The sequence below is a fragment of the Paraburkholderia phymatum STM815 genome (genome assembly GCF_000020045.1).
Lineage (GTDB): Bacteria > Pseudomonadota > Gammaproteobacteria > Burkholderiales > Burkholderiaceae > Paraburkholderia > Paraburkholderia phymatum.
Map to the genome: position 1 here is coordinate 560,677 of NC_010627.1, position 20,627 is coordinate 581,303.

19 protein-coding genes and 4 pseudogenes are annotated in these 20,627 nt (G+C 58.0%); 9 read left to right on the plus strand and 14 right to left on the minus strand.

Features of this window, described 5'->3' with window-relative positions; genetic code table 11:
• Positions 1-150: 150 nt before the first annotated feature.
• On the minus strand, positions 151-312 hold the full coding sequence (locus tag BPHY_RS41125; protein ID WP_233445487.1) for a hypothetical protein: 162 nt from the start codon (positions 310-312) through the stop codon (positions 151-153).
• A 249-nt stretch (positions 313-561) separates the two neighbouring features.
• Positions 562-885, minus strand: coding sequence for a helix-turn-helix domain-containing protein (locus BPHY_RS44150; RefSeq protein ID WP_322789052.1), 324 nt, complete (start codon positions 883-885; stop codon positions 562-564).
• Between the two features lie 265 nt (positions 886-1,150).
• Here BPHY_RS44150 and BPHY_RS38420 point away from each other — a divergent pair, with 265 nt between their 5' ends.
• Complete coding sequence (locus BPHY_RS38420) at positions 1,151-1,852, plus strand: GntR family transcriptional regulator (RefSeq protein WP_012406808.1); 702 nt, start codon at positions 1,151-1,153, stop codon at positions 1,850-1,852.
• A 512-nt stretch (positions 1,853-2,364) separates the two neighbouring features.
• Here BPHY_RS38420 and BPHY_RS38425 read toward each other — a convergent pair.
• From BPHY_RS38425 to BPHY_RS38440, 6 genes and pseudogenes are all read right to left on the minus strand, one after another.
• Positions 2,365-2,889, minus strand: a complete 525-nt coding sequence (locus BPHY_RS38425; protein ID WP_012406809.1) for a class I SAM-dependent methyltransferase — start codon at positions 2,887-2,889, stop codon at positions 2,365-2,367.
• A 670-nt stretch (positions 2,890-3,559) separates the two neighbouring features.
• A pseudogene (locus BPHY_RS41365) lies at positions 3,560-3,838 on the minus strand (IS6 family transposase); the annotation flags it as partial.
• An 85-nt stretch (positions 3,839-3,923) separates the two neighbouring features.
• Positions 3,924-4,445 (minus strand): annotated as a pseudogene (locus tag BPHY_RS41130) (N-formylglutamate amidohydrolase); the annotation flags it as partial.
• Positions 4,446-4,454: 9 nt separating this feature from the next.
• Positions 4,455-5,441 (minus strand): LysR family transcriptional regulator, encoded by a 987-nt coding sequence (locus BPHY_RS38430; RefSeq protein WP_012406810.1) that lies wholly within the window; start codon positions 5,439-5,441, stop codon positions 4,455-4,457.
• A gap of 47 nt (positions 5,442-5,488) precedes the next feature.
• Positions 5,489-6,241 carry a maleate cis-trans isomerase family protein gene (locus tag BPHY_RS38435; protein WP_012406811.1) on the minus strand — a complete coding sequence of 251 codons (753 nt, stop codon included), beginning with the start codon at positions 6,239-6,241 and terminating at the stop codon, positions 5,489-5,491.
• A 78-nt stretch (positions 6,242-6,319) separates the two neighbouring features.
• Entirely contained in the window at positions 6,320-7,024 is a 705-nt protein-coding gene (locus BPHY_RS38440; protein ID WP_012406812.1) for a GntR family transcriptional regulator, read from the minus strand.
• A gap of 372 nt (positions 7,025-7,396) precedes the next feature.
• Here BPHY_RS38440 and BPHY_RS38445 point away from each other — a divergent pair, with 372 nt between their 5' ends.
• The 8 genes from BPHY_RS38445 to BPHY_RS38480 are packed head-to-tail and all read left to right on the plus strand — an operon-like array spanning position 7,397 to position 15,356.
• Positions 7,397-8,539: a M24 family metallopeptidase gene (locus BPHY_RS38445; RefSeq protein WP_012406813.1), complete on the plus strand. Its 1,143-nt coding sequence runs from the start codon at positions 7,397-7,399 to the stop codon at positions 8,537-8,539.
• 5 nt (positions 8,540-8,544) lie between these two features.
• Complete coding sequence (locus tag BPHY_RS38450; protein ID WP_041766648.1) at positions 8,545-8,754, plus strand: hypothetical protein; 210 nt, start codon at positions 8,545-8,547, stop codon at positions 8,752-8,754.
• The gene (locus tag BPHY_RS38455) at positions 8,751-10,094 is read left to right on the plus strand and encodes an amidase (RefSeq protein ID WP_012406814.1); all 1,344 of its coding nucleotides are present in this window, start codon (positions 8,751-8,753) and stop codon (positions 10,092-10,094) included. The genes BPHY_RS38450 and BPHY_RS38455 overlap by 4 nt, the downstream gene beginning before the upstream one ends.
• 52 nt (positions 10,095-10,146) lie before the next feature.
• Positions 10,147-11,229, plus strand: coding sequence for an ABC transporter substrate-binding protein (locus BPHY_RS38460; RefSeq protein ID WP_012406815.1), 1,083 nt, complete (start codon positions 10,147-10,149; stop codon positions 11,227-11,229).
• A 16-nt stretch (positions 11,230-11,245) separates the two neighbouring features.
• Positions 11,246-12,394 (plus strand): ABC transporter ATP-binding protein, encoded by a 1,149-nt coding sequence (locus BPHY_RS38465; protein WP_051156865.1) that lies wholly within the window; start codon positions 11,246-11,248, stop codon positions 12,392-12,394.
• Positions 12,395-12,396: 2 nt separating this feature from the next.
• Entirely contained in the window at positions 12,397-13,671 is a 1,275-nt protein-coding gene (locus BPHY_RS38470) for an ABC transporter permease (RefSeq protein ID WP_012406817.1), read from the plus strand.
• Between the two features lie 2 nt (positions 13,672-13,673).
• Complete coding sequence (locus BPHY_RS38475) at positions 13,674-14,528, plus strand: ABC transporter permease (RefSeq protein ID WP_012406818.1); 855 nt, start codon at positions 13,674-13,676, stop codon at positions 14,526-14,528.
• 9 nt (positions 14,529-14,537) lie between these two features.
• The gene (locus BPHY_RS38480) at positions 14,538-15,356 is read left to right on the plus strand and encodes an N-formylglutamate amidohydrolase (protein WP_012406819.1); all 819 of its coding nucleotides are present in this window, start codon (positions 14,538-14,540) and stop codon (positions 15,354-15,356) included.
• Between the two features lie 609 nt (positions 15,357-15,965).
• Here BPHY_RS38480 and BPHY_RS38485 read toward each other — a convergent pair.
• The 6 genes and pseudogenes from BPHY_RS38485 to BPHY_RS41140 all read right to left on the minus strand — a co-directional run.
• Positions 15,966-16,895: an electron transfer flavoprotein subunit alpha/FixB family protein gene (locus BPHY_RS38485; protein WP_012406820.1), complete on the minus strand. Its 930-nt coding sequence runs from the start codon at positions 16,893-16,895 to the stop codon at positions 15,966-15,968.
• On the minus strand, positions 16,896-17,645 hold the full coding sequence (locus BPHY_RS42415; RefSeq protein WP_015004804.1) for an electron transfer flavoprotein subunit beta/FixA family protein: 750 nt from the start codon (positions 17,643-17,645) through the stop codon (positions 16,896-16,898).
• A 243-nt stretch (positions 17,646-17,888) separates the two neighbouring features.
• Positions 17,889-18,236: pseudogene (locus BPHY_RS43810) on the minus strand (HutD family protein); the annotation flags it as partial.
• A gap of 78 nt (positions 18,237-18,314) precedes the next feature.
• Positions 18,315-19,502, minus strand: a complete 1,188-nt coding sequence (locus BPHY_RS38495) for an NAD(P)/FAD-dependent oxidoreductase (RefSeq protein WP_012406822.1) — start codon at positions 19,500-19,502, stop codon at positions 18,315-18,317.
• 159 nt (positions 19,503-19,661) lie between these two features.
• Complete coding sequence (locus BPHY_RS42425; RefSeq protein WP_157686970.1) at positions 19,662-19,832, minus strand: hypothetical protein; 171 nt, start codon at positions 19,830-19,832, stop codon at positions 19,662-19,664.
• A gap of 114 nt (positions 19,833-19,946) precedes the next feature.
• Positions 19,947-20,621, minus strand: a pseudogene (locus BPHY_RS41140) (electron transfer flavoprotein-ubiquinone oxidoreductase); the annotation flags it as partial.
• Between the last annotated feature and the right edge of the window lie 6 nt (positions 20,622-20,627).

A 20,627-nucleotide genomic window follows, 5' to 3' on the forward strand; every position in this document is an offset into this window, starting at 1 on the left:
GTCGTCGACGACGGAGGATGGCAGATGTTCCATGATGCGTCTCCAGAAGACGCGGGCCACGTGCCCCAGAACGGGGTGCAGCTCGGACGGATTGGGAAAATGAGAGGGGGACCCTTATGACTTCGGGGCGGACAGCTCAACGCAGGCGGGTTAGTCGATCACGAGCGCACCGCTGCGGACGAAGCTGGAGATCGCTTCAGTGAACGAATCGGGCAGCGTGATCCGGAATGCTTCGAGCCGTCCGACGGGTGGGTAGGATATCTCGTCGAGCCTGCTGACCAGTCGGTCACCGAGTTCGGTGAAGACCAACATGCCCCAGTGCAGCAGCAGCGGTATTGGACTGGACTGTCGACCAGCGACCTACGCGTGCTTTTAGCGCCGCCTCGTCGTGCCGAGATCATGTTGCAGCCGAAGCGTTGTCCCGTCGCGCGCACCACTGGCGCCCTTTGAGTGCGAAGCTCATGCCGCTGACGTGATCACTACGCAAACCCATTTCGACGTCCCGGTAGATCGTCGTCCTCTCCCGCATCGCCTCTTTCGCGATCTGCGAATCGCCTTCGTTCAGCCAGCGCGCGATGCTCGCATCGCTTCTCTCATAGGCTTGCCGTGCCGGTTTCTAGGACTCATACCCCACGCCTTCAGGTACCGACCGACCGTCCACGCAGACACCTTGATGCCATACTCGCGCTCGATGAGCTGCGCCACCAATTCGCGGGTCCATAGGTAGAACGGCAACATCAGCTGATCCGGCATTCGTTTTCGATGATCAGCGTGCGGACTCTCACGGCCTGCCGGTGATCCAGCCGGCCACTTCCCGGCAGACGGCCAAGCTTGCCCGGCCTGAGCGATCTCAATTCGCCGTCTCGCGAGCGCGGGGGTGTGCATAATGTTTGCTTCCTCTCGGTATCGACAAATCAGCGGCCAGCGCCGGCCCCGTTAAGCAGGGTTAGCGGTTCTCAAGAGACGTTCCGAACCGTGCGTGGGATTGCACGCGGCGGTCGGCTACGCTTCGCCGTGCGATGTGAAGTATGTACGGTTGGCGACAACCGCCTTTACCAGTGCAGTACTGCCAATTTTACGGCAACGGGTGCAGAAACTTGGTCACGCTGTAGCAGGCGACCGTTCTAATTCTCGCTCCGAGGAGTCTTTTATGGCACTCATTGCAAAAACAAAGCTGTTAAGTGCTGGCGCCGTGGACAAGGCATCAGCAGTCCGTTATCAGATGTCGGAAATCCACCCGACGTTGCGTGATCGGATTTGCAATCTGTATTATCCCCCTGGCGCCGTACTAGGAGAGACTGCACTTGCGGACGAATTCCAGGTCAGTCGCACTCCGATCCGGAAAAGTCTTCAGAGGCTCGAGTACGAAGGCCTCGTGGAAATAAGGAATGGCGTTGGTACAATAGTCAGGGGCGGTGATCTCCGAGAATGCCGTGACACCTACGCATTCTGGCTAAAATTGAGCGAAATGCTTGGTGACTTCTGTTCTCCAGCACACGCTCCCAAAGCGCTTGAGCGAATGCAAGGACTGGCCCTCAGAGCGAGGACGCTGCAACGCAAGCCGCCGAATTTCGAAGCATTCTGGGAGATCCTCCATGAGTTGCATTCCGTAATCAACGGTCTGATAACGAACGGAGAGGTTCGCCAAACGCATGACCGCTGTTACTTGCAAGTATCGCGCTTTCGGCTCAATATTGTGGAACTTTTATGGGACGACGAGGTTAAAAACCTCAACGGAGAGCTAGAGGAATGTTGCTTGGCGCTGCGCGCTGGGGACATGCGCGCTCTTGGACTAGTACAACGGAACTACATTTCGTTCGATCTCGCACATATCGCTCGTTTGATCTCATAGTTTGCCGGACAGGTCGTGCAGTTTGATCGGTACCGTGATGCAGTAGTTCGAAAGTGTTCAAATTTTCTTGCGCAAAGTGTACGAACGCATAGCACGTTGCATTCTGGTCTCGTTCTGGAACGGTATTGGTAAAATCGATGCTTGCGGAGGATTGCGAACTGGCTCGTGGCGGTCTTCCGTTCACGGCCTGAACGCTGCCGACACGAGCAGCACAGCCTCGGCGATCGATCAGTTCCTTCGGGACCGACGGCAGCGCTGGCGGGGCCGTAGAATCCGGACTCGGTTTGCGAAGCATGGGATGCTCCTTTGATCCTATGCCTTGAATACAGAAATCGAGAGCGGCTCACAGAACCTAACAAGAACACGGTGTTCTTGATTCTTTGGAGTCACTTGGTGAGGCTTTTGTTGATCTCATGATTTCGCTTGCGGAACAACAGATTCGTCGCTGCGAATAATCGTGCCTAGGTCATGACGCAAATACTCTTCACGACTCTTGGGGGATATCCCTCGTTTCAATAATTGGAAGGAAAGGTATTCTTCCCACGAGAAGGCATCGAGTCCGAGGTGATAATTACTGTAATGTGTCGCTGGTCCTTTGCGTGTGTAAGAACAATCCATTGATGCCCCAGCGGGTGCGGAGCATCGATGAGAACGAGGTCTAACCCGCATTGCTCGGCGAGCGAATGAAGAGTTGAAGCCTTGTAATACTGAATCTCTGGATACGACCAGTCTGTGCTGATGCTGTCTGAATCTCCCGCCAGAAAAGCCGCCACAAATATACCATTGGTTCGCAGACTCCGCGATACTGATGTGAGGCACGTTTTAAGTTGCGTCTTGCTCGCATGCATAAATATCCCAGCGGCAATTATGTAGTCAAACTGACAATTGAACTGGGAGGCGTTTAAATCTGCGTTAAATGAAAACTGAGGCCGCTTTAGACTGATGAGTGCGGAACCAACTTCCGCCTCGATGCCTTGCCGAAGACACCATTCTTCCGGCTCGATGCCGAAATAGCGGTCGGGATTGAGATATATCAAAGGAAACCTGCCTCCTCGAAGCGACCCACACCCGATATCCAATAAAAAGTGATCTTCTCTCAATCCTAGCAGAGCAATGTAACAAACTGCACGGCACCCAAGCGATCGTAATAGTCAGGCGGACCCACTCAAGCGCGGTGATTCCTGTCCCCCATTACTTGGTCTTTTCCTAAGCACGTAGTACTCCTTAGAGAAATATCCCGCAAGCATTTACGCCTATCATTTTCGGCCTGCAGCCAAACGAGCCGATTCGCTATCAGCGTGAGGAACATCTGATCATACGCGCGAGCGATAGCCGTCCCGCTGCGAGACTGTTACAGCCGCTTGGAGCCACTCCAAACGTCACGCATGACGCCAGCGAGCACGCAAGAGCAGTGCCAACGCGCAGACGGGCAGGCGTGTCATGTCCCGGCAATGTGGAGGTTGTCGAGGATATGCCCAGCTTGCTATGCCAGTGTTCGAAAGCCGACAAAGCTACCGTCGCGAGGGGCTTGCCAGAAATCTCTCTGCGGCGGTCGCTGAGAAGGATGTCAATTACCGATGCTTTGCATGCGTTGCCCCGCCCACCGCATCCGGATGTCCAGCTCGTGTTGTGAGAGAAGGGGTAGAGGAGCGGGTGTCGCAGTAAGGAGCGGCGGTAAGATTTGCTTCTCACATTGTTGCGAGCCTTGTCCACCGCGCGGTGTTCCCACTCGGCGCCCACTTTGACGTACGTCTCGTCCATGCGCCAACTGGTACCGACCGGACGTTTGCGTCGGCGAAACGCCTTCTCGAATAACGCACAAGCTTGATGATCCCAGCGGTGCACCGTCGAATGGCTCACCTCAACACCTCGTTCGGCCATCATTTCTTCGAGGCTGCGCAGACTCAGCAAGGAGGTTAGGTGCCACCGCACGCACAACAATTTCACATCCACCGGGTAATGCTTCCGTTTCGGAACCGTGTCAATGCTGGGGCAGCCTCTTCTTCGTTTTCGCCATTGTTGGGCCGTCAACAATGTGGGGAGCGATCTTACCGCCGCCCCTTACTGCGACACTACCGTTCTGCGTTCCAATGTTCAGGTCCGGCAACTTGCCCTCGAACATACGGGGCACGACGCTTGCGATGGAGTGCGCTTCTCATAAAGGTACGTTAGCGTAGTCCTTCCGAAGTCGCGAAAGTTCTGTCTGAATTGCTTGATGGTAGGGGCGCCAGTACGTCTGAACCCGCCGTTCTTTCCCGCCGCATCGGGAAGGTAGCCGTCACGATCTACCGGCTCGCCACGAAAGGTTACGTCGGGGCACAATCCCGTCGTGGTCCGTCTTGGATAGAGGCTCTCGTCCGAAGACGGGCGATTCAGATCGACCACATAACGTGAAACGCGCGCGCCGAGGACCATCGCACCCAAATCGAGTGCAAAGGCGTAAAGACGATCCAGACGCCAATCGGGTATCGCCGACTGTCAACGCCGCATCCGTGTACTGGTTTCGAAGGGCGTCGGGGATGTAAGTGCCGAGATGCAGAATAGAGATGAGAAGCGGGGCGTTTCCGCGCGTCAACGTGTAGAAGTCGTTCACGAAACTTTTCTAGTTCGTCAGTTTCGGGAGCAATGCGTCTGCCGGTAGCTGGGGCAAACTGCGGGTGAGCGCGGGGCAGATAAGCTGATCCAACACCCGACCGGTAAGCGAAGAGATATGCTCCACGAACTCAATCCACTCCCCCTGTCTGTGCAGGATCAAAAAATCGCGTCTACTGAGCCGTCCTGTCGGGAGCGGAAAAACAGCGATCTCGTTGAGATAATGTCTTGCCTGCCATAGACAAAGCGGCGTTGAGATCGCAAAACCAAGATTTGCGCTGACCAGACTAAGCATCGGATCGGTGGCGTCGAATTCGTATCGACGCGGACTGTTGATCCCCAGATGTCGTGCCAGGCGTTCGATCTGCTGCCCAATCACCGATCGCGCCGTATACCGTATCAACGGCAGTTCAGCAGCTAATTGCCGCCAATGTGAATCTTTTGGAGCGCGCCCATCAAGCCAGCGGCGAGATGCCACAGCCAGAAACGCCTCCGAGAGAAGAGGGAGCTCGATAATGCGGTGGTCGTTGATTACCGTATGCGTGCACACCACAACGTCGACTTCCCCATTGTGTACCTGCCCGGAAAGTGCAGGCGTGAGCCCGGACCACATCTCGATCTGGCGAGTTGAGCTGGACATCGCGCGGATGATTTCCGGCCCGACGGTCGCGGCGAACGAATCGACGCATCCGAGGCGCACAGGCAGAGCACCGGCTAGCGACGCATCCCTGATCCGGCCGCTGACCGTGTGCGCATGCTGGAGCAGCGGACCGGCAAGTTCGAGCAGGGCGCGTCCAGCCAGATTAGGACGCGGCGGACGGCTATCCCGGTCGAACAGATCCGTACCTTGCTCTCGCTCTAAAGCGGCGACGGATTGACTTACCGCGCTTTGGCTGACCTGAAGGCGCTTCGCGGCTGCCGTCATCGAGCCGGTCTCACACACCGCAACGAACGCCTCCAAAGCACGAAGGTCGATAGGTGACCGAGTACGTTTCATCGCTGCTCCCAACACTTCGGGCTTCGGCGCGGCGTTTCGGCAAGTACTCAGTACAATGAAAGAAGCCGACCATACCCGTCGATACGGTCCGGCAACCCAGCAAGCCTCATGACGTCCCAGGCGACCGCTTGATTGCTGGTAATGACTGGCTTTCCGGTCCGTTGTTCAATCTCCTTGATGACTTCGATCGATCTGAGTGCTCCGCAGCTGATCAAGATCGCGTCGGCGTCTGGCCGATCCAGAAATAGCGCCATTTGCACGATGCTCTCAGGCGTGACTCGCACCATATCGCTGTCTTTCTCTAGCTGGAGGCCATGGATGGCCAATACGTCAAAGCCCTCGTTTTCCAGATAGGACTTTTCCATTACGTTGATCTCGTCGAGGTAGGGCGTACCGATAACGATCCGTTTGGCCCCGACGGCTCGAAGCCCGCGAATTACCGCTGTGATCATGCTTGTGGTCTTCGCATTCGGAGCGCCACGGGTCAATTCGGCGAAAACTTTCTTTTCGCCGACGACCAGGCTGCCGGAGGTGCAACCGTAGCAGATGACGTCGAGACTGCCGTCAGGAAGGATTCGAGCCGCCGCATCAGCAAGGCTGGACGCGATGTCGTCGAGGGACTCCCTCGTGATGCTATCCGGATTGGGGACCCTTGTGAAATGGATACCTACCCCCTTCGGAAGCAAGGTGAACATGTCGTCTTCAATCGTCTGCTCGGTCGCAAGCAGCACAAATCCGGTCTTTGCACGGTCATGGCGACCACCATCAAGCCTGGCTTCAAATCCAGTCTTCTCAGTCATGATATGGAGTCCTATTTATAAAAAAATGCCTGCGTATGGAAATAGTCAACCTGCTGGTGCAGTCGGGGCTGTGAGCGACTAGCCAGTTATGAATCGTGCGATGCGAGCCAATCCGAAGGAGATGTAATTGCGTTGCACCAGGCCCAAGGCGCGCATATCTGCCGCCCGGAGCGCCCGGCAGCACTCTTCCAGCTCATGGTTTAAATACTCGACTTCTTCTTCCCAAAGATCGCTAACAAAGTTGTACCAGACACGTGATGCCTGAAAATAGCACCGGTCATGCGTCTGTCGCAGTTCCCTGTTTCTGATCAGTTCATTGATCGCGAAATGTAGCTCGTGAAGGATTGCCCAGAACTCGTCGAAGTTGCGAGAGGTGTTCGATAGCGCGGCAGCGCGCGGAACCAGTCGCTCGATGCGCTCAAGTGCCTGCGGGGCATCGGTGGGCGAACAAAAGTCACCCAGCATCTCGCTCAGCCTCAACCGGAAATTGTAGGTGTCACGGTACTCTCGAAAATCAACACCGCTCACGATCGTGCCGACGCCGTTTTTTGTTTCAACCAGACCTTCGTACTCGAGCCGCTGCAGGACCTGACGAATAGGCGTGCGGCTAACTTCGAATTCTTCGGCAAGCACGGTCTCTCCCAGCAATGTGCCAGGCGGATAGTGGAGACTACAGATGCGATCGCGCAACGTCCGATAGATGTCCGCCGTCTGGCCGCGAACTGCCGGCGCTTTCGAGGTGGGCCGCAGCGCTTGTCCCTTAAGTTTGACCACGCGTGCCATTGAAAAATCCTTCACAAGTGTGGATGCGATAGTCGGCGCCACCCAGTTTATGACTGCGCTGGTGCTGAAATCTGCCCAATGATAGCCAGGATCAGTAGCTGTCCGCAACCTGTACACAGGTTAGCACAATTTACAGAAAAGGGAGAAACTCTGCGTGATGACATCAGCCGGTCGCTATGTGTGCACAGAGATCTGGGAGACTGTGGTGTGGTTGTAAGTGATTGAATAGGAGCAGTAAATATCGTTATCATCCGATTTTTCCAGTCCGTGAAACCTCGGTTAGCCTAAGCAAACATACCACTTGACATGCCAAATTGGTGCTCCTAGAGTCGAGCTGTGTACTTGCTGCATACAGCTAACAATGGAGGACATGTGGACGAATATGCAGGCCGGGTGGGCAAACTGCGTGACGCACTGCGTCGCGCCAATATCGATGTGGCGTTGATTAGCGACCCAGACTCAGTGGCCTACTTCGGGGGCTTCTGGAACTATCTGGGCGTTGAGTTCGGCCGCCCTACGCTGATGGTGATTTCTCAGGATCATGAGCCGGTCCTGATCACGCCGTTGATGGAATCCGAGATGTGCGGTCTGATGACCTGGGTCAAAGATATCCGTCCCTGGGGCGATGGTATTGATGATGAATGGCGAAAGCCGCTGCGAGAGGTACTGCAGGCTTCGAAGGCAAAGCGCGTGGGGATCGAGCGCGCGAAAATGCCGCCGCTCGTTTCAGGTGCACTTCCCGTTGAGGCAGGCAGCCTGACCGATGTGGGGCAGATCATCTTCGATCTGAGGACGATCAAGTCTGGAAGCGAAATCGCGGTCATGCGGCAAGCCGGGCAGGTGGCTGTTGCGATGGTCGAGGCGGCGAAGGAAGTCATCCGGGAGGGCGTACCGGAGTACGAGATTGCACTGGCAGTGATTGCCGGGGGCACCCGAAAAGCTGCTTCGTTCCTTGATGAACACGAGGATAGATTCGTTTCGCCGACGATCTACAACCTTCAAATCCTCCAGTCCGGACGCGATGTCTGTCTTGTGCACCGTCGATCCTCGGTTCGCACACTGAAGCGCGGCGACCCGGTCTATCTGTGCTTCTGTGGCATCGCCAACTTCAAGAACTACAAGCTCGGCTTCGACCGCGAGTTCTTCGTCGGCTCGGTGACTGACGAGCAAGCTCGGGTCTATGAGGCCGCCGTTGCAGCGCAGCAAGCCGCGCTCGCGCAGATCAAGCCAGGTGTGCGCTGTGAAGATGTCAATGCTGCCGCTGAAGAGGTCTATCGGGACGCGGGATTTGCCCCGGGGTATCGGACCGGGCGCTCGATTGGCTACTCGTTCCTTGAGACGCCGGAGCTCAAGCGCGGCGAGCAGCGGACCCTGGAAGCGGGTATGACTTTCGCGGTCGACGGTGGCATCACGATCGAAGGAGAGTTTGGCGGGCGAGTAGGAGACTCGATCGTCGTGACGGCAGATGGATTTGAATATCTGACCGATTATCCGCGCAAACTGACAGTGGTGTGAGCGCCATGGACGATCCGGTTACCCTCAGAACGCTGATCGCGGTGAATCGCGAGTTCTTCGACAGTCGTTGGAGCGAGAAAGATCTCGAAGAGCTGGTCAACCCGCATTTTGGCGTCGTCTCGGATCTGTCCAGCTTGGTAGAGCGGCTGTCAGCAATCCGGGCGAAAGATCTAGCTGACCAGGCCCCGTTCTGGATCGTGGAGTGTCAGCCATGAAGCCAGTGAACGGCAACACCCTGAGAGGCATTTCAAAGGCGCTTTCTCGTGGGGATGTCGCAGCCCTTGAGGTTGTTGATCACAGCCTCGCGCTCGCGGAAGCGACCAATGGACTGCTCAAGAGCCTGATCACGGTGACCAGTGACTGCGCTCGCGCTCAGGCAAGGTCGGCCGATGAGCGCCGGCAAGTTGGTAGACGGCGGGGAATACTCGACGGTATCCCGTACGTGGCGAAAGACGTATTCAAAACGGAAGGGATCCGGACTACGGCGGGAAGCAAGGTATTGGCTGAACACTATCCGCAAGAAGATGCCGGTGTCGTTCGGAAGCTGGCGGAAGCGGGAGCAGTCCTCGTTGGCAAGGCGAACATGCACGAGTTCGCATATGGCGCGACAGGGGAGAATCAGTTCACCGGCACGACAGTGAATCCGTGGGACCAACGGCGCCTGGCCGGGGGCTCCAGTGGCGGCTCGGCTGCTGCTGTTGCAGCCGGGATTGTTCCCTTTGCGTTGGGCACTGATACAGGGGGATCAGTGCGTGTACCGGCAGCGCTGTGCGGAGTAACCGGCTTCAAACCTACGTTCGGACTGTTGGACTCCACTGGCGTCATTCCGTTCTGCTGGACGCTTGACCATGTGGGCATCATCGCCGGGAATGCGGATGACGTTTCCGTGGTGATCGACTCGCTGACAGATCTGCAGGTCTTCCGTACTAATGGCTCGCTGCATTCCCTTCGTATCGGGATTCCAAGAGGCTGGACCTCTCTTCTGGAACCTGGCGTTCGAGCCGGATATGAACTGGTAGTTGCCGTTCTAAGGGCGTCCGGCGCCACTTTTCACGAGATTGACCTGCCGGAACATGCTGAATCCCGGACCGTATCTCTCACCATTCAACTGGCCGAAGCTTTGGCGTATCACTCGCCATTGATCGCGTCGTCAGGTGCGCAATATGGGCCCGATGTCCGCGGCGGCTTCGTCCTCGGTCAGCAGTTATCCGCCGAAAGCTATGTGCAATGCCAACGGCTGCTGAGCGCGTACCGGGCGTCGTTCACGCGGCATTTCGAGACCATTGATGCCATTCTGACTCCCACATGTCCGGTCGTCGCCCCCGAGACAGGCAGTACCCGAATACCAGTCGGCGATCAACTTCTCCCGATCGGTAACGCGCTGACGCTTTTTACGTCCTTCTTCAATCTGGTCGGCGCACCGGCCGTCGCACTGCCTGCCGGCACCGATGACAAGGGATTGCCAGTCAGTGTGCAACTCATCGGCGCACCAGGCAAGGACATCGCGATTCTTGAACTTGCACGACATCTTGAACAGGAACTGGCGCGAAGGTAAACGTGGCAGCTCTGTAGCGAATTCCAATTCAACGCAATGTAAAGGGGTTAGTATGCAAATCCGCAAAACATCGAAGCACGCTCGGACCTGTCTCTTCGTGCTGCTGAGCGCGATTCTTCCTGTCACGTCTGCCAGTGCCCAACAACTGGTCGTCGCCTCGTTCGGTGGGGCATATACCGCAAGCCAGGCGAAGGCCTTCTTTGAGCCGTACGCCGCGAAAACCGGGACCAAAGTCCTTCCCGCTGACTACAACGGCGGGCTGGCAGAGCTTCGTTCGCAGGTGCAGGCGGGCTCCGGTGCGTGGGACGTGATCGATCTTGAATTCCAGGATGCAGCTCGCGCATGCGACGAAGGATTGATTGACCCGATAAAGCCGGGTTCGCTTCCAAACGGTCAGGATGGCAAGTCCGCGTCTTCCGACTTCGTGCAGGGTTCCCTGATGGACTGCGGCGTCGGAACGATCCTCTGGTCGAACGTGATTGCATATGACAAGCGAAAGTTTACCGGGGAGCAGCCTACAACAATTGCCGACTTCTTTGATTTGAAGCGGTTCCCGGGCAAGCGCGGGCTAAGCAACAAACCGAACGGAAACCTTGAATGGGCGCTCATGGCTGATGGCGTACCGCGAGACAAGGTTTATGCAACCCTGCGCACGCCGGCCGGCCTCGAGCGTGCGTTCAAGAAACTCGACACGATCAAGGCTAACGCGATCTTCTGGGGGGCGCAGGCACAGTCCGTCCAGCTTCTCGCCGATGGAGAGGTCGCGATGACAGAAGGCGGCAATGGCAGATTCACAGACGCCATCACCAAGGACAAGAAGCCTTTCGGTATTCTCTGGCAAGGCCAGATCATCAACGGTGATGTGTTTGCTGTATCGAAGGCCAGCAAGAATAAAGCGGCTGCGCTCGATTTCATTCGCTTTGCCACTTCGGCGCCTCAGCTTGCTGCGCAGACAAAATACATCAGCTATGCCCCCGCGCGTCGTTCCGCATTGCCATTGGTGGACGCATCCCTGCGAGAGAATCTGCCGACATCGCCTGCGAATCTGAAGGTTGGTCTCGCCAGTGACACGGCGTTCTGGAACGACGAGCAGGACGAAATCAATCGCCGTTGGGCTGCGTGGATGGCCCACTAAGAGGAACGTTATGAACATGCTAAACGTCTTCCACCAGCGAGAACAGGGCAATGCTGGACGAGCCGATAGTGACCACGTTGTTTTCTCCCAGGTCGAGAAGAGCTACGACGGCAATACGCACGTCGTCAAATCACTCTCGCTCTCAGTCAAACGTGGCGAGTTTCTCACGTTGCTGGGTCCGTCAGGCTCTGGAAAAACAACGACGCTGATGATGCTTGCAGGCTTCGAGGCACCCACTGCGGGGACGATTAGCATCGGTGGCGTGAATCTGACAAACACGCCACCACATAAGCGGGGCATCGGCATGGTGTTCCAGAACTATGCCCTGTTTCCTCACATGTCGATTGCGGACAACGTGGCGTTTCCGTTGGCCGCAAGGAAGATGCGAAGGAGCGAGATCGCCGAGCGCGTGGCACGGGCGTTGGAGATGGTCAAGATGCAGGATTATGCGTCGCGCCGGCCCGCGCAGCTTTCAGGGGGGCAGCAACAACGTATTGCGCTGGCCCGAGCGCTTGTGTTTGAGCCAACTCTTGTCCTGATGGACGAGCCGCTTGGCGCGCTGGACAAACAGCTTCGCGAGCACATGCAGACTGAAATCAAGCACCTGCACAAGTTGCTGGGCGTTACGGTCGTGTATGTGACCCACGACCAGGACGAAGCTTTGGCGATGTCCGACCGGGTCGCCATTTTCAACAATGGAGTGATCGAACAGATCGGGCCGCCCACTGAGATTTACGAATCGCCGAACACCGAGTTTGTGTCACGGTTCGTCGGCGACAACAACCTTCTGGAAGGGGTTGTGGACGACTGTTATATATCAGAAAGCGGGGGCTATCGCGCAAAGATCACGCACGGCGCTTGCCGATTTGAAGCGGTGGCCACCAAGCCACTTGCGTCGGGTACGCATATCACCCTGGTGTTAAGGCCGGAAAGGGTGTCGCTTGCTGGACGGGACGGATCTTTTGAGAACCAGGTGAGTTCCCAGATTGTAGAGTCGACGTATTTCGGCGATCACGTTCGCCTGACATGCCGGATCCCCGGCGGCAACGAAATCATAGTGAAACTGGCGAATACGTCGAGTCTGGGTTCCCTTCAAGCCGGGCAGATGTTGCCTATCGGCTGGCGCTCGGCTGATAGCCGTGCACTACTGGCAATAGGAGGATAGCGATGAGCCCGATGACTATGGCCGAGACGCACAGCCAGGACGCTTCATTTCAGGAAGAGTGGGGCGCCGCATTGAAAACACGCGTTCAAAAAGCACGGCGGCGCGAGACGCGCAAGTCGTTGTTGCTGGTCGCGCCCGTGATTCTGTTCCTCATGCTGACCTTCCTCGTGCCAATCGCCAAGATGTTTCAGGTCAGTATCTATGATCCGACATTGCGCGATCTTCTGCCAAATACAGCTCGTACGCTCGATGGCGGTTCGAAGGTGACAACGGGGAACCAGGTCTGGCAGAGCCTGGCCCGCGATCTCGTTTCGGCCAGAGATCAAGGCAAGCTGGGCATTGTCGCGAGCCGACTGAACGCTGAGCGTCCAGGGCTGCGATCCGTCGTCGAACGTACTGCCCGGCGCGCAGAGGCTAGTGACGATGCGCCTACCGCCCAGTGGTTCGCAAATATCGACCCGGCCTGGGGTGAACCCGAAATAATGCCCATGCTGGCGCGTGCCACGCGCGCATTCACATTCGACAACTATCTATCGGCGTTAGACTTCCGCCGCGATGAAAAAGGAAGCATTGCTTCCCAACCGCAGGATGAGCGGATTTATCGGTCTTTATATTTGAAGACTTTCGGGGTGGCTATCGCCGTCACGGTTCTTTGCGGTGTAATGGGCTACCCGATCGCCTACCTGATGGCGACGAGCTCAAAGGCAACCGCGAACCGACTGATGATCCTGGTGCTGGTTCCATTCTGGACATCCATGCTGGTTCGGGTTACCGCATGGATGGTGCTGCTGCAGTCCCAAGGCGTCGTGAACGATCTTCTCGTGCTCGCTGGCGTGGTCAATGAGAACAATCGTGTAATGCTGATCTACAACCTTACCGGCACCTTGATAGCGATGACACACATCCTGTTGCCGTTCTTCATACTTCCGCTTTACAGCGTGATGGTCGCCGTACCTCCCAGTTATATGCGGGCCGCGCAATCGCTCGGTGCCGGACGGTTTAGTGCCTTCTGGAAGGTCTATTTCCCTATCACGCTCCCAGGCGTCGGAGCTGGCGCGCTGCTGGTGTTGATCCTGGCCCTTGGGTACTACATCACGCCGGCTCTTGTCGGTGGACAGTCGGGACAGATGATCTCCAATATGATTGCTTTCAATATTCAGACCTCGCTGAACTGGGGTCTCGCGGCCGCACTGAGCATCGTGCTACTGGTTGTGGTGCTGGCCCTTTATTTCGTCTACAACCGTCTGATCGGTGCTGAAAACCTGAGGATGGGATAAGCATGAACATTCATACGCAGCCGTTTCGCTCGCCCGTCGAGAAAGGATGGAACGTTATTTTTGTACTGATCTGCACGACGATCTTCCTTTTTCTTGTTGCGCCGATCCTGGTCATCATTCCTTTGTCCTTCAACGCCGAGCCCTATTTCACATTCACACGGGCAATGTTGCACTTGCATACCGATGCGTGGTCCCTTCGTTGGTATGACTCATTCTTTAGCAACCCCCGCTGGTTGCTTTCGGTGCGGAATAGCCTCGTCGTCGGCGTCGCGACCACGATTCTCGCGGCGTCAATCGGGACCGCGGCAGCGCTAGGTTTAAGGCAGCGCCTTCTGCCTGGCAGGTCGCTCATGATGAGCTTCATCCTTGCACCGATGGTGGTGCCGACAATCGTTACAGGCGCCGGAACCTATTTTGTTTTCGCAAAGGTTGGGCTGGTCGATAATCTCTGGGGGCTGATTGCCGCGCATACTGCGCTCGGGATTCCATTCGTCGTCATCACGGTCCTCGCTTCTGTCAGCGGCCTGGATCGATCATTCGAAAGAGCGGGCGCGATCATGGGCGCGCCACCGTGGATGGTCTTTCGCAAGGTCACACTACCACTCATCATGCCGGGCGTAACGGCGGGCGCAGTCCTGGCCTTCATCACGTCTTTCGATGAGGTTGTTTTCGCGCTGTTTCTGTTGCCAAGTCCGCAGTACTTCACATTGCCCAGGCAGATGTGGTCCGGCCTTCGCGAGCAGATCAGTCCCGCGATTCTGGCCGCGGCGACACTCTGGATATTGCTCTCATTGGTCATGATGTGGCTCGTCGGCGCACTTCGCAAAAGAGCGGCGCTTGCGCGACGATCGTCGTAGGGGCGCCCCGTGTCTCATCCCGGTCGCGTAATCGTCGAACGCGGCAACTCACCGCTGCTCGTCCTGACTCCCCATGCCGGTAGGCAGATCCCGCAAGATTTCATCCGTCCGCGAGGTGGGGAGGCGATGCAGGGTGATATTGCAGACCCGGCTGGCGAAACCGTCCGGACAGTGGCACGAAGCCTCAACGCGTCCTTGATTGGCGGACCGTATCATCCATGCGTAATCGATCTGAATGTTGACGCGGACGATCCGGATCTTACGCCGCATTTCAATCGGCTGAGAGTCTGCCCGTCCCACACAGCCGATGGCGAAGCGCTCTATGATGACGACGTCGGATACGAACGGGCGGTGCACGCAAGGGTCGCACAATACTGGCGACCTTTCCACGACGCCGTCACTCATGAGCTTTGCCGTCTGCATTCCATGCATAGCCGCGTGCTCGTATTTGTCACTCATGCGGGACAATGGTTGCATTATCCTGACAAGCGAGCTCACCTCGCAGACTTCACATTTTCGACGCACTTGGGCCGATCCGCCGATATCCGCCTGGTCGAGGCACTAACGGCCAACGTCGAGCGAGGCGGGTACTCGTGGGTACTGAATCCTGGTGACGCCGGTGGCGTCGCTGCGCAGAGATACGGCAGTCCGGGGAAGCGAGTGCACGTTATCCAGGTTGAGATCGGCGCACGATGGCGAACAGGCTGTACGTTCGATTCAAGTCTGCGACCGGCAGTCGTCACCGAGGACGGCCAGGAGGGTTTGGCTTCGATTCTCGCAAACATGCTCAACACCCTTGGCTCCAGGCTGGTGGAGATTGATCGTTGAGACGTTGATAAACGATTGTTCATCGAGGTAGAGCGAGTTCGCGGTGCGAAGACTCGCGACTCGCGACTCGCGACTTGCGCTCTGCACTTGCGCTGATTGCGGGAGCGACGCATGTTGTGCTTGTGGCGGTGGGATTTCATGTGGACATCGTTGCGCGTAAGTATCCTCAAACGGGTAACGCTTCTTTCTGCTGCTTCGCGTGATGACGTCAGTCGAGCGCTTGTAGTAACACTCACGGCTCAAGCGCATGCAGTGGCTCGAGTTAGGCGGCGTGGTCTCGGTCGGGGGCGCGCACCATCTGGTCGCGAGGGGGCATTTCCGAGCGTGCTTGTCGCGCTCGGCTATCCGGTCATACGTCGTACCGGGCGGGAACGGGCGTACCGGATGCCGTGAAGCGTGTGATGGAGGGTGTGCTGCTGGTCATTACCGCACGCGACGACGATCGCATCGCACTTTTACGGTTCATGTGAATGCGGTGCGCCGAGCTGGCGCGGCACGGGAACAGCGGTCCTGAAAGCCACGCTTCGGGAACCATAGATATATGATTATCGGGGAACAGGGACGCCTCCTGAGATTGCGCCAGGAGGGTCGTCCTGCAAACACTCTCCGTCAAATCCGGCTCGTTAGTTCTGGCAAGACGGTAAAAAGGTCATCCACAAGGCCGTAGTCGGCAACGCTAAAAATCGGCGCTTCCGTATCTTTATTGATGGCGACGATCACCTTTGAGTCCTTCATCCCGGCGAGATGCTGGATCGCGCCGGAAATGCCGACCGCGATGTAGAGTTGCGGTGCGACAATCTTGCCGGTCTGTCCGACCTGCCAGTCGTTTGGCGCGAAGCCTGAATCGACCGCGGCGCGCGATGCACCTACTGCCGCGCCGAGCTTCTGCGCCAGCGGATCGAGCAGCGCGAAGTTGTCCGCGCTGCCCATGCCGCGCCCGCCCGATACGACGATGGGTGCCGACGTCAGTTCTGGCCGCTCGCTCTTTGCGACCTCGCGACCAACGAAGCGTGCGCGGCGCGTGCCCTCGCCGGCGTCGTGCGTTTCGATCGGCGCGCCGCCACCATCGCGGGGCGCGGCATCGAATGCAGTCGTGCGAATCGTGGCGACCTTGATCGGGTCGTCGCATTGCACCGTGGCGATCGCGTTGCCCGCGTAGATCGGGCGATCGAAGGTATCGGCCGAATGAATGGCGATGACATCGGAAATTTGCGAGGCGTCGAGCTTCGCGGCGACACGCGGTGCGACGTTCTTGCCGGAGGCGGTCGCGCAGAACAGCACGTGCGTGTACGACGGCACGAGCATCAGCACCTGCGTGGTGACGTTCTCGGCGAGACCGTCGGCGAGGTGGGGCGCGTCAATCAGGATCACCTTGTCGACGCCTTGTATCGCGGCGGCCGCTTTCGCGACGGCGCCTACATCGTGGCCGGCGACGAGCACGTGCACACAGTCATTCAACTGGCGCGCGGCGTTCACCGTGTGCAGCGTGGCGAGCTTGAGCACCGAGGCTTCATGGTCGGCAATGACGAGAGTGGTCATTCAGATTACCTTCGCTTCGTTTCTGAGTTTGTCAATCAGCGTGGCGACGTCAGGGACGCGCACGCCAGCCTTGCGCGCTGCCGGCTCGACGACTTTCAGCGTCTTGAGGCGCGGCGCCGGATCGACCCCGAGTTCGGCCGGTGTGAGGATATCTAGCGGCTTTTTCTTCGCCTTCATGATGCTGGGCAGCGTCACGTAACGCGGTTCGTTCAGACGAAGATCGGTTGTCACGATAGCCGGCAGGTCGAGCTCGATCACTTCGAAGCCGCCGTCCACTTCACGCGTGACGGTTACCGTGTTGCCCTGAATCTCAATGGCGCTCGCAAACGTGGCCTGCGGCCAGTCGAGCAGCGCGGCGAGCAATTGGCCTGTCTGTCCGGCGTCGTCGTCGATGGCCTGCTTGCCAAGAATGACCAGTTGCGGCTGCTCGCGTTCGACCGCCGCCTTCAGCAGTTTCGCGACTGCAAGCGGTTGCAGCTCAACGTCTGTCTGAATGTGCAGCGCGCGGTCCGCGCCGATGGCGAGCGCCGTGCGCAGCGTTTCCGCGCTCTGCGTCGGGCCGCACGTTACTGCGATGACGTCGCTGGCGTGGCTGGCTTCCTTCAGGCGCGTCGCCGCTTCGATGGCGATTTCGTCGAACGGATTCATCGACATCTTCACGTTGCCGATATCGACGCCCGTCTGGTCCGCCTTCACGCGAACCTTCACGTTGTAGTCGACAACACGTTTCACTGCTGCCATGACCTTCATGCATGCTTTCCTTATGGGGAGAGAGTCGGCGTGCGCGGCGTGCCAGCCGCGTGACACGGGTTCGATGATGACAAGCGCACCGTATGGCGCGGGGGCCTGTGTTGGTGCTTCGTTTGAGACTTTGCCGGTGTCTTCGTCGCGCGATGGCGCAATCTCGAGCGCAGGGCCGTCGGCGAGTCGCGTCGCGACGTGCGCAGCGTCGAGCACAATGGCGTCTCCGCTGTCTGTCGCGCTAACGATGCAACTGCCGCACAGCGTTACAACAAGCACGAAGCAGCCGGCCTGCACATACGTCGTTTCGTACAGCAGCGTGATGTGCGCGTGATAGCGCCCGCGCGCGGCCATCGCGTTGAGCTTGATGACAGGGCCGTCGCGCAACGTGGCCTGCCAGGTGGTGCCACCGTCGTATTCGGATGGGCGACCGGGTTGCAGTTCGACGCGCGTCGTGCCTTCGTCTAGCGTGACGCCTGCACCTTGCATCACGAGCGACACGCGCGTCATACCGGCGAACCGCGAGTATGGACCGTCGCGTTCGACGTCCGCGAGGCTGATGCGCCAGCCGCCGTCGACGTCTTCCGCGAGCATCCGCATGGTGCCGCCGCCGTTGCGCCAAGGTTGCAATGCGAACGACGTGAGCGGCCGGATCGAAGGCCGGCGGCTGCCTTCACATCAGGAGACGGCGCCGAGCCCATACTTGCCGGTCAGGAGCTTGCCGGTTGTGAAGCGTTCGATCGAATACGGTTTGAGTGACACATCCGTCGGCAAACCGAGCGCGCATTGCGCGAGGATCTTGCCGACCATCGGCGAGAGCTTGAAGCCGTGGCCCGAGAAGCCGTAGCCGACCACCAGACCTTGGATGCCCGGCAGCGGACCAAGCACCGGATTCCAGTCCGGCGTCACGTCGTACACACCCGTCCACGACGACGCAATGCCCGCAGTCTCGTAGGCGGGGAACCGCTCCGCGACCTGCGCGCCGACGTCGACGATGTAGTCCATCGGAATGTCGCCCTGTTCGGTGTCGGCGGTGTTCAGTTTTTCTCCGACCACGCCTTCGCTGACCAGCATCTGGTTGCCGCCGTAGCTTCGGTAATAGAGCATGCCATCCGACGCGAGATCCTTAAACACGGGCATCGTGAATGTGTAGGGCGCTTCCGCACATTCGAGCGCAAGTACCGCGTGACGCTCGAGGGCGATCGGCAGCGTCTTGCCGGTCCAGCCGGCGAGTTCCGGCGTCCAGATGTTTTGCGTGCTGATGACGGTGCCGGCCGCGAAATCTCCGGCGCTGGTCGATACGCCGACCACCTTTCCATTTTTGATGAGCAACTCGTTGACGGCGACGTTTTCGCGGATTGTTACGCCGCCGCGACGCGCGGCGCGCGCAAAACCGGTCGCCGTGAGATAGGCGTCGGCGAAGCCGGCTTCTGGCTCGTAGCCGATGAGCGCAGCGTCGTCGAAGGTGGCGATCGGCATCAGTTCTTGTGCCTGGCGCGCGTCGAGCAGTTCGAGCGGAATGCCCTGCTGCTTCTGTTGATCGAGCGATGCACGCAGTGGTTCGAGCTTGTCATCGTCGGCTGCGACGATCATGTAGCCGCATTTCACGAGGCCGCACGACGCTTCGTCATCTCCGAGATAATTGGTGAAGTCGTTGAACGCCGACCAGGACTTGCGCGCCAGTTCGACGTTTTCCTTTACCGAATAGTGCGTACGCAGGATCCCGGACGACTGAGCCGTTGTGCCGGCGCCGATCGTCGCCCGATCAAGCACCAGCACACGCTTTGCACCGAGCCTTGACAGGTGAAAGGCAACAGACGTCCCGATCACACCCGCGCCTATCACAATCACATCGTATTTGTTCACGGACGCACGCCCCTTGTGAGATTGATGTGCCCAGTCTGCGCTTCACCGCGGAGGCCTACGTTTGCATAAGCAAATCTGTCAATCGCCCATAAGAAGAAGCTCTGGCGCGAGAGATGTGACAGAAGCACTCCGAAGGGTGGCACTATGGAGCCTTACCATCTACTCGGGCGGGTAAAAAATCCAGATGCAAGAGATTGCAAGAGGTGCTTTCGTGGCGATGGCTGCAATCGCGATCGCATTGTCAAGTTGCGTGGCTGCGCGCTGTTTGTTGCGGCTTTTCCTGTCACCGCCGCGCGCGGCGGTGGTTTCCGAGGTAATCGGCCTGGCCATGCTGATTGCCTCGTGTGCTTATTATTTTAGCGGCGGGCGAGCATAGTCGAGCCAACCATCCACCGCATCGACAGGAATGCAACGGAGGTCACCGGTTATAGGACACATCCGCTGCTACATATCCGTGTAGTTGGGGCCGCCGCCTCCCTCCGGCGGCACCCAGACAATGTTCTGAGTCGGAACCTTGACGTCGCATGTCTTGCAATGCACGCAGTTCTGCGCATTGATAACCAGCCGCTCGTGACCATCTCCAGTCTCGACGAACTCATAGACGCCAGCCGGGCAATAGCGACTTTCGGGGCCCCGCATAGTGCCGCAGGTTGACATTGATCGGAACAGCCGGATCCTTGAGTGTGAGATGCGCCGGCTGATTATCGTCGTAATTCGTGTACGATAAAAATACTGAAGACAATCGGTCAAACGTCAGCTTGCCATCCGGCTTTGGGTAATCGATCTTCCTGCATTCCGACGCAGGTTTGAGCATCTCATGGTCCGACTGAGCGTGCTTCAGGATACGAATCCAGTTCGTCGCACTGGCGTCCCTCTTGAAGCGCATCGAAGGTCGCCTGCGCTCCCAACGTGCCCGTTTTGATTGCGCCGTGAGAACCCTTGATGCGCGAAGCGTCGAGAAGCCTGCTTCGTTGCCAACGAGCGCACCGCCGGGAAACACAGGTACGGTCTTGTATAGCCTAGTCCTACTACAAAACCGGTGACGGTCCGGTTGTCGTCCATGTGGTAAAGAAACGAGCCGCCATAGGTGCCGGCATCAAGCGGCCAGCCGCCCGTGTGCCGCCA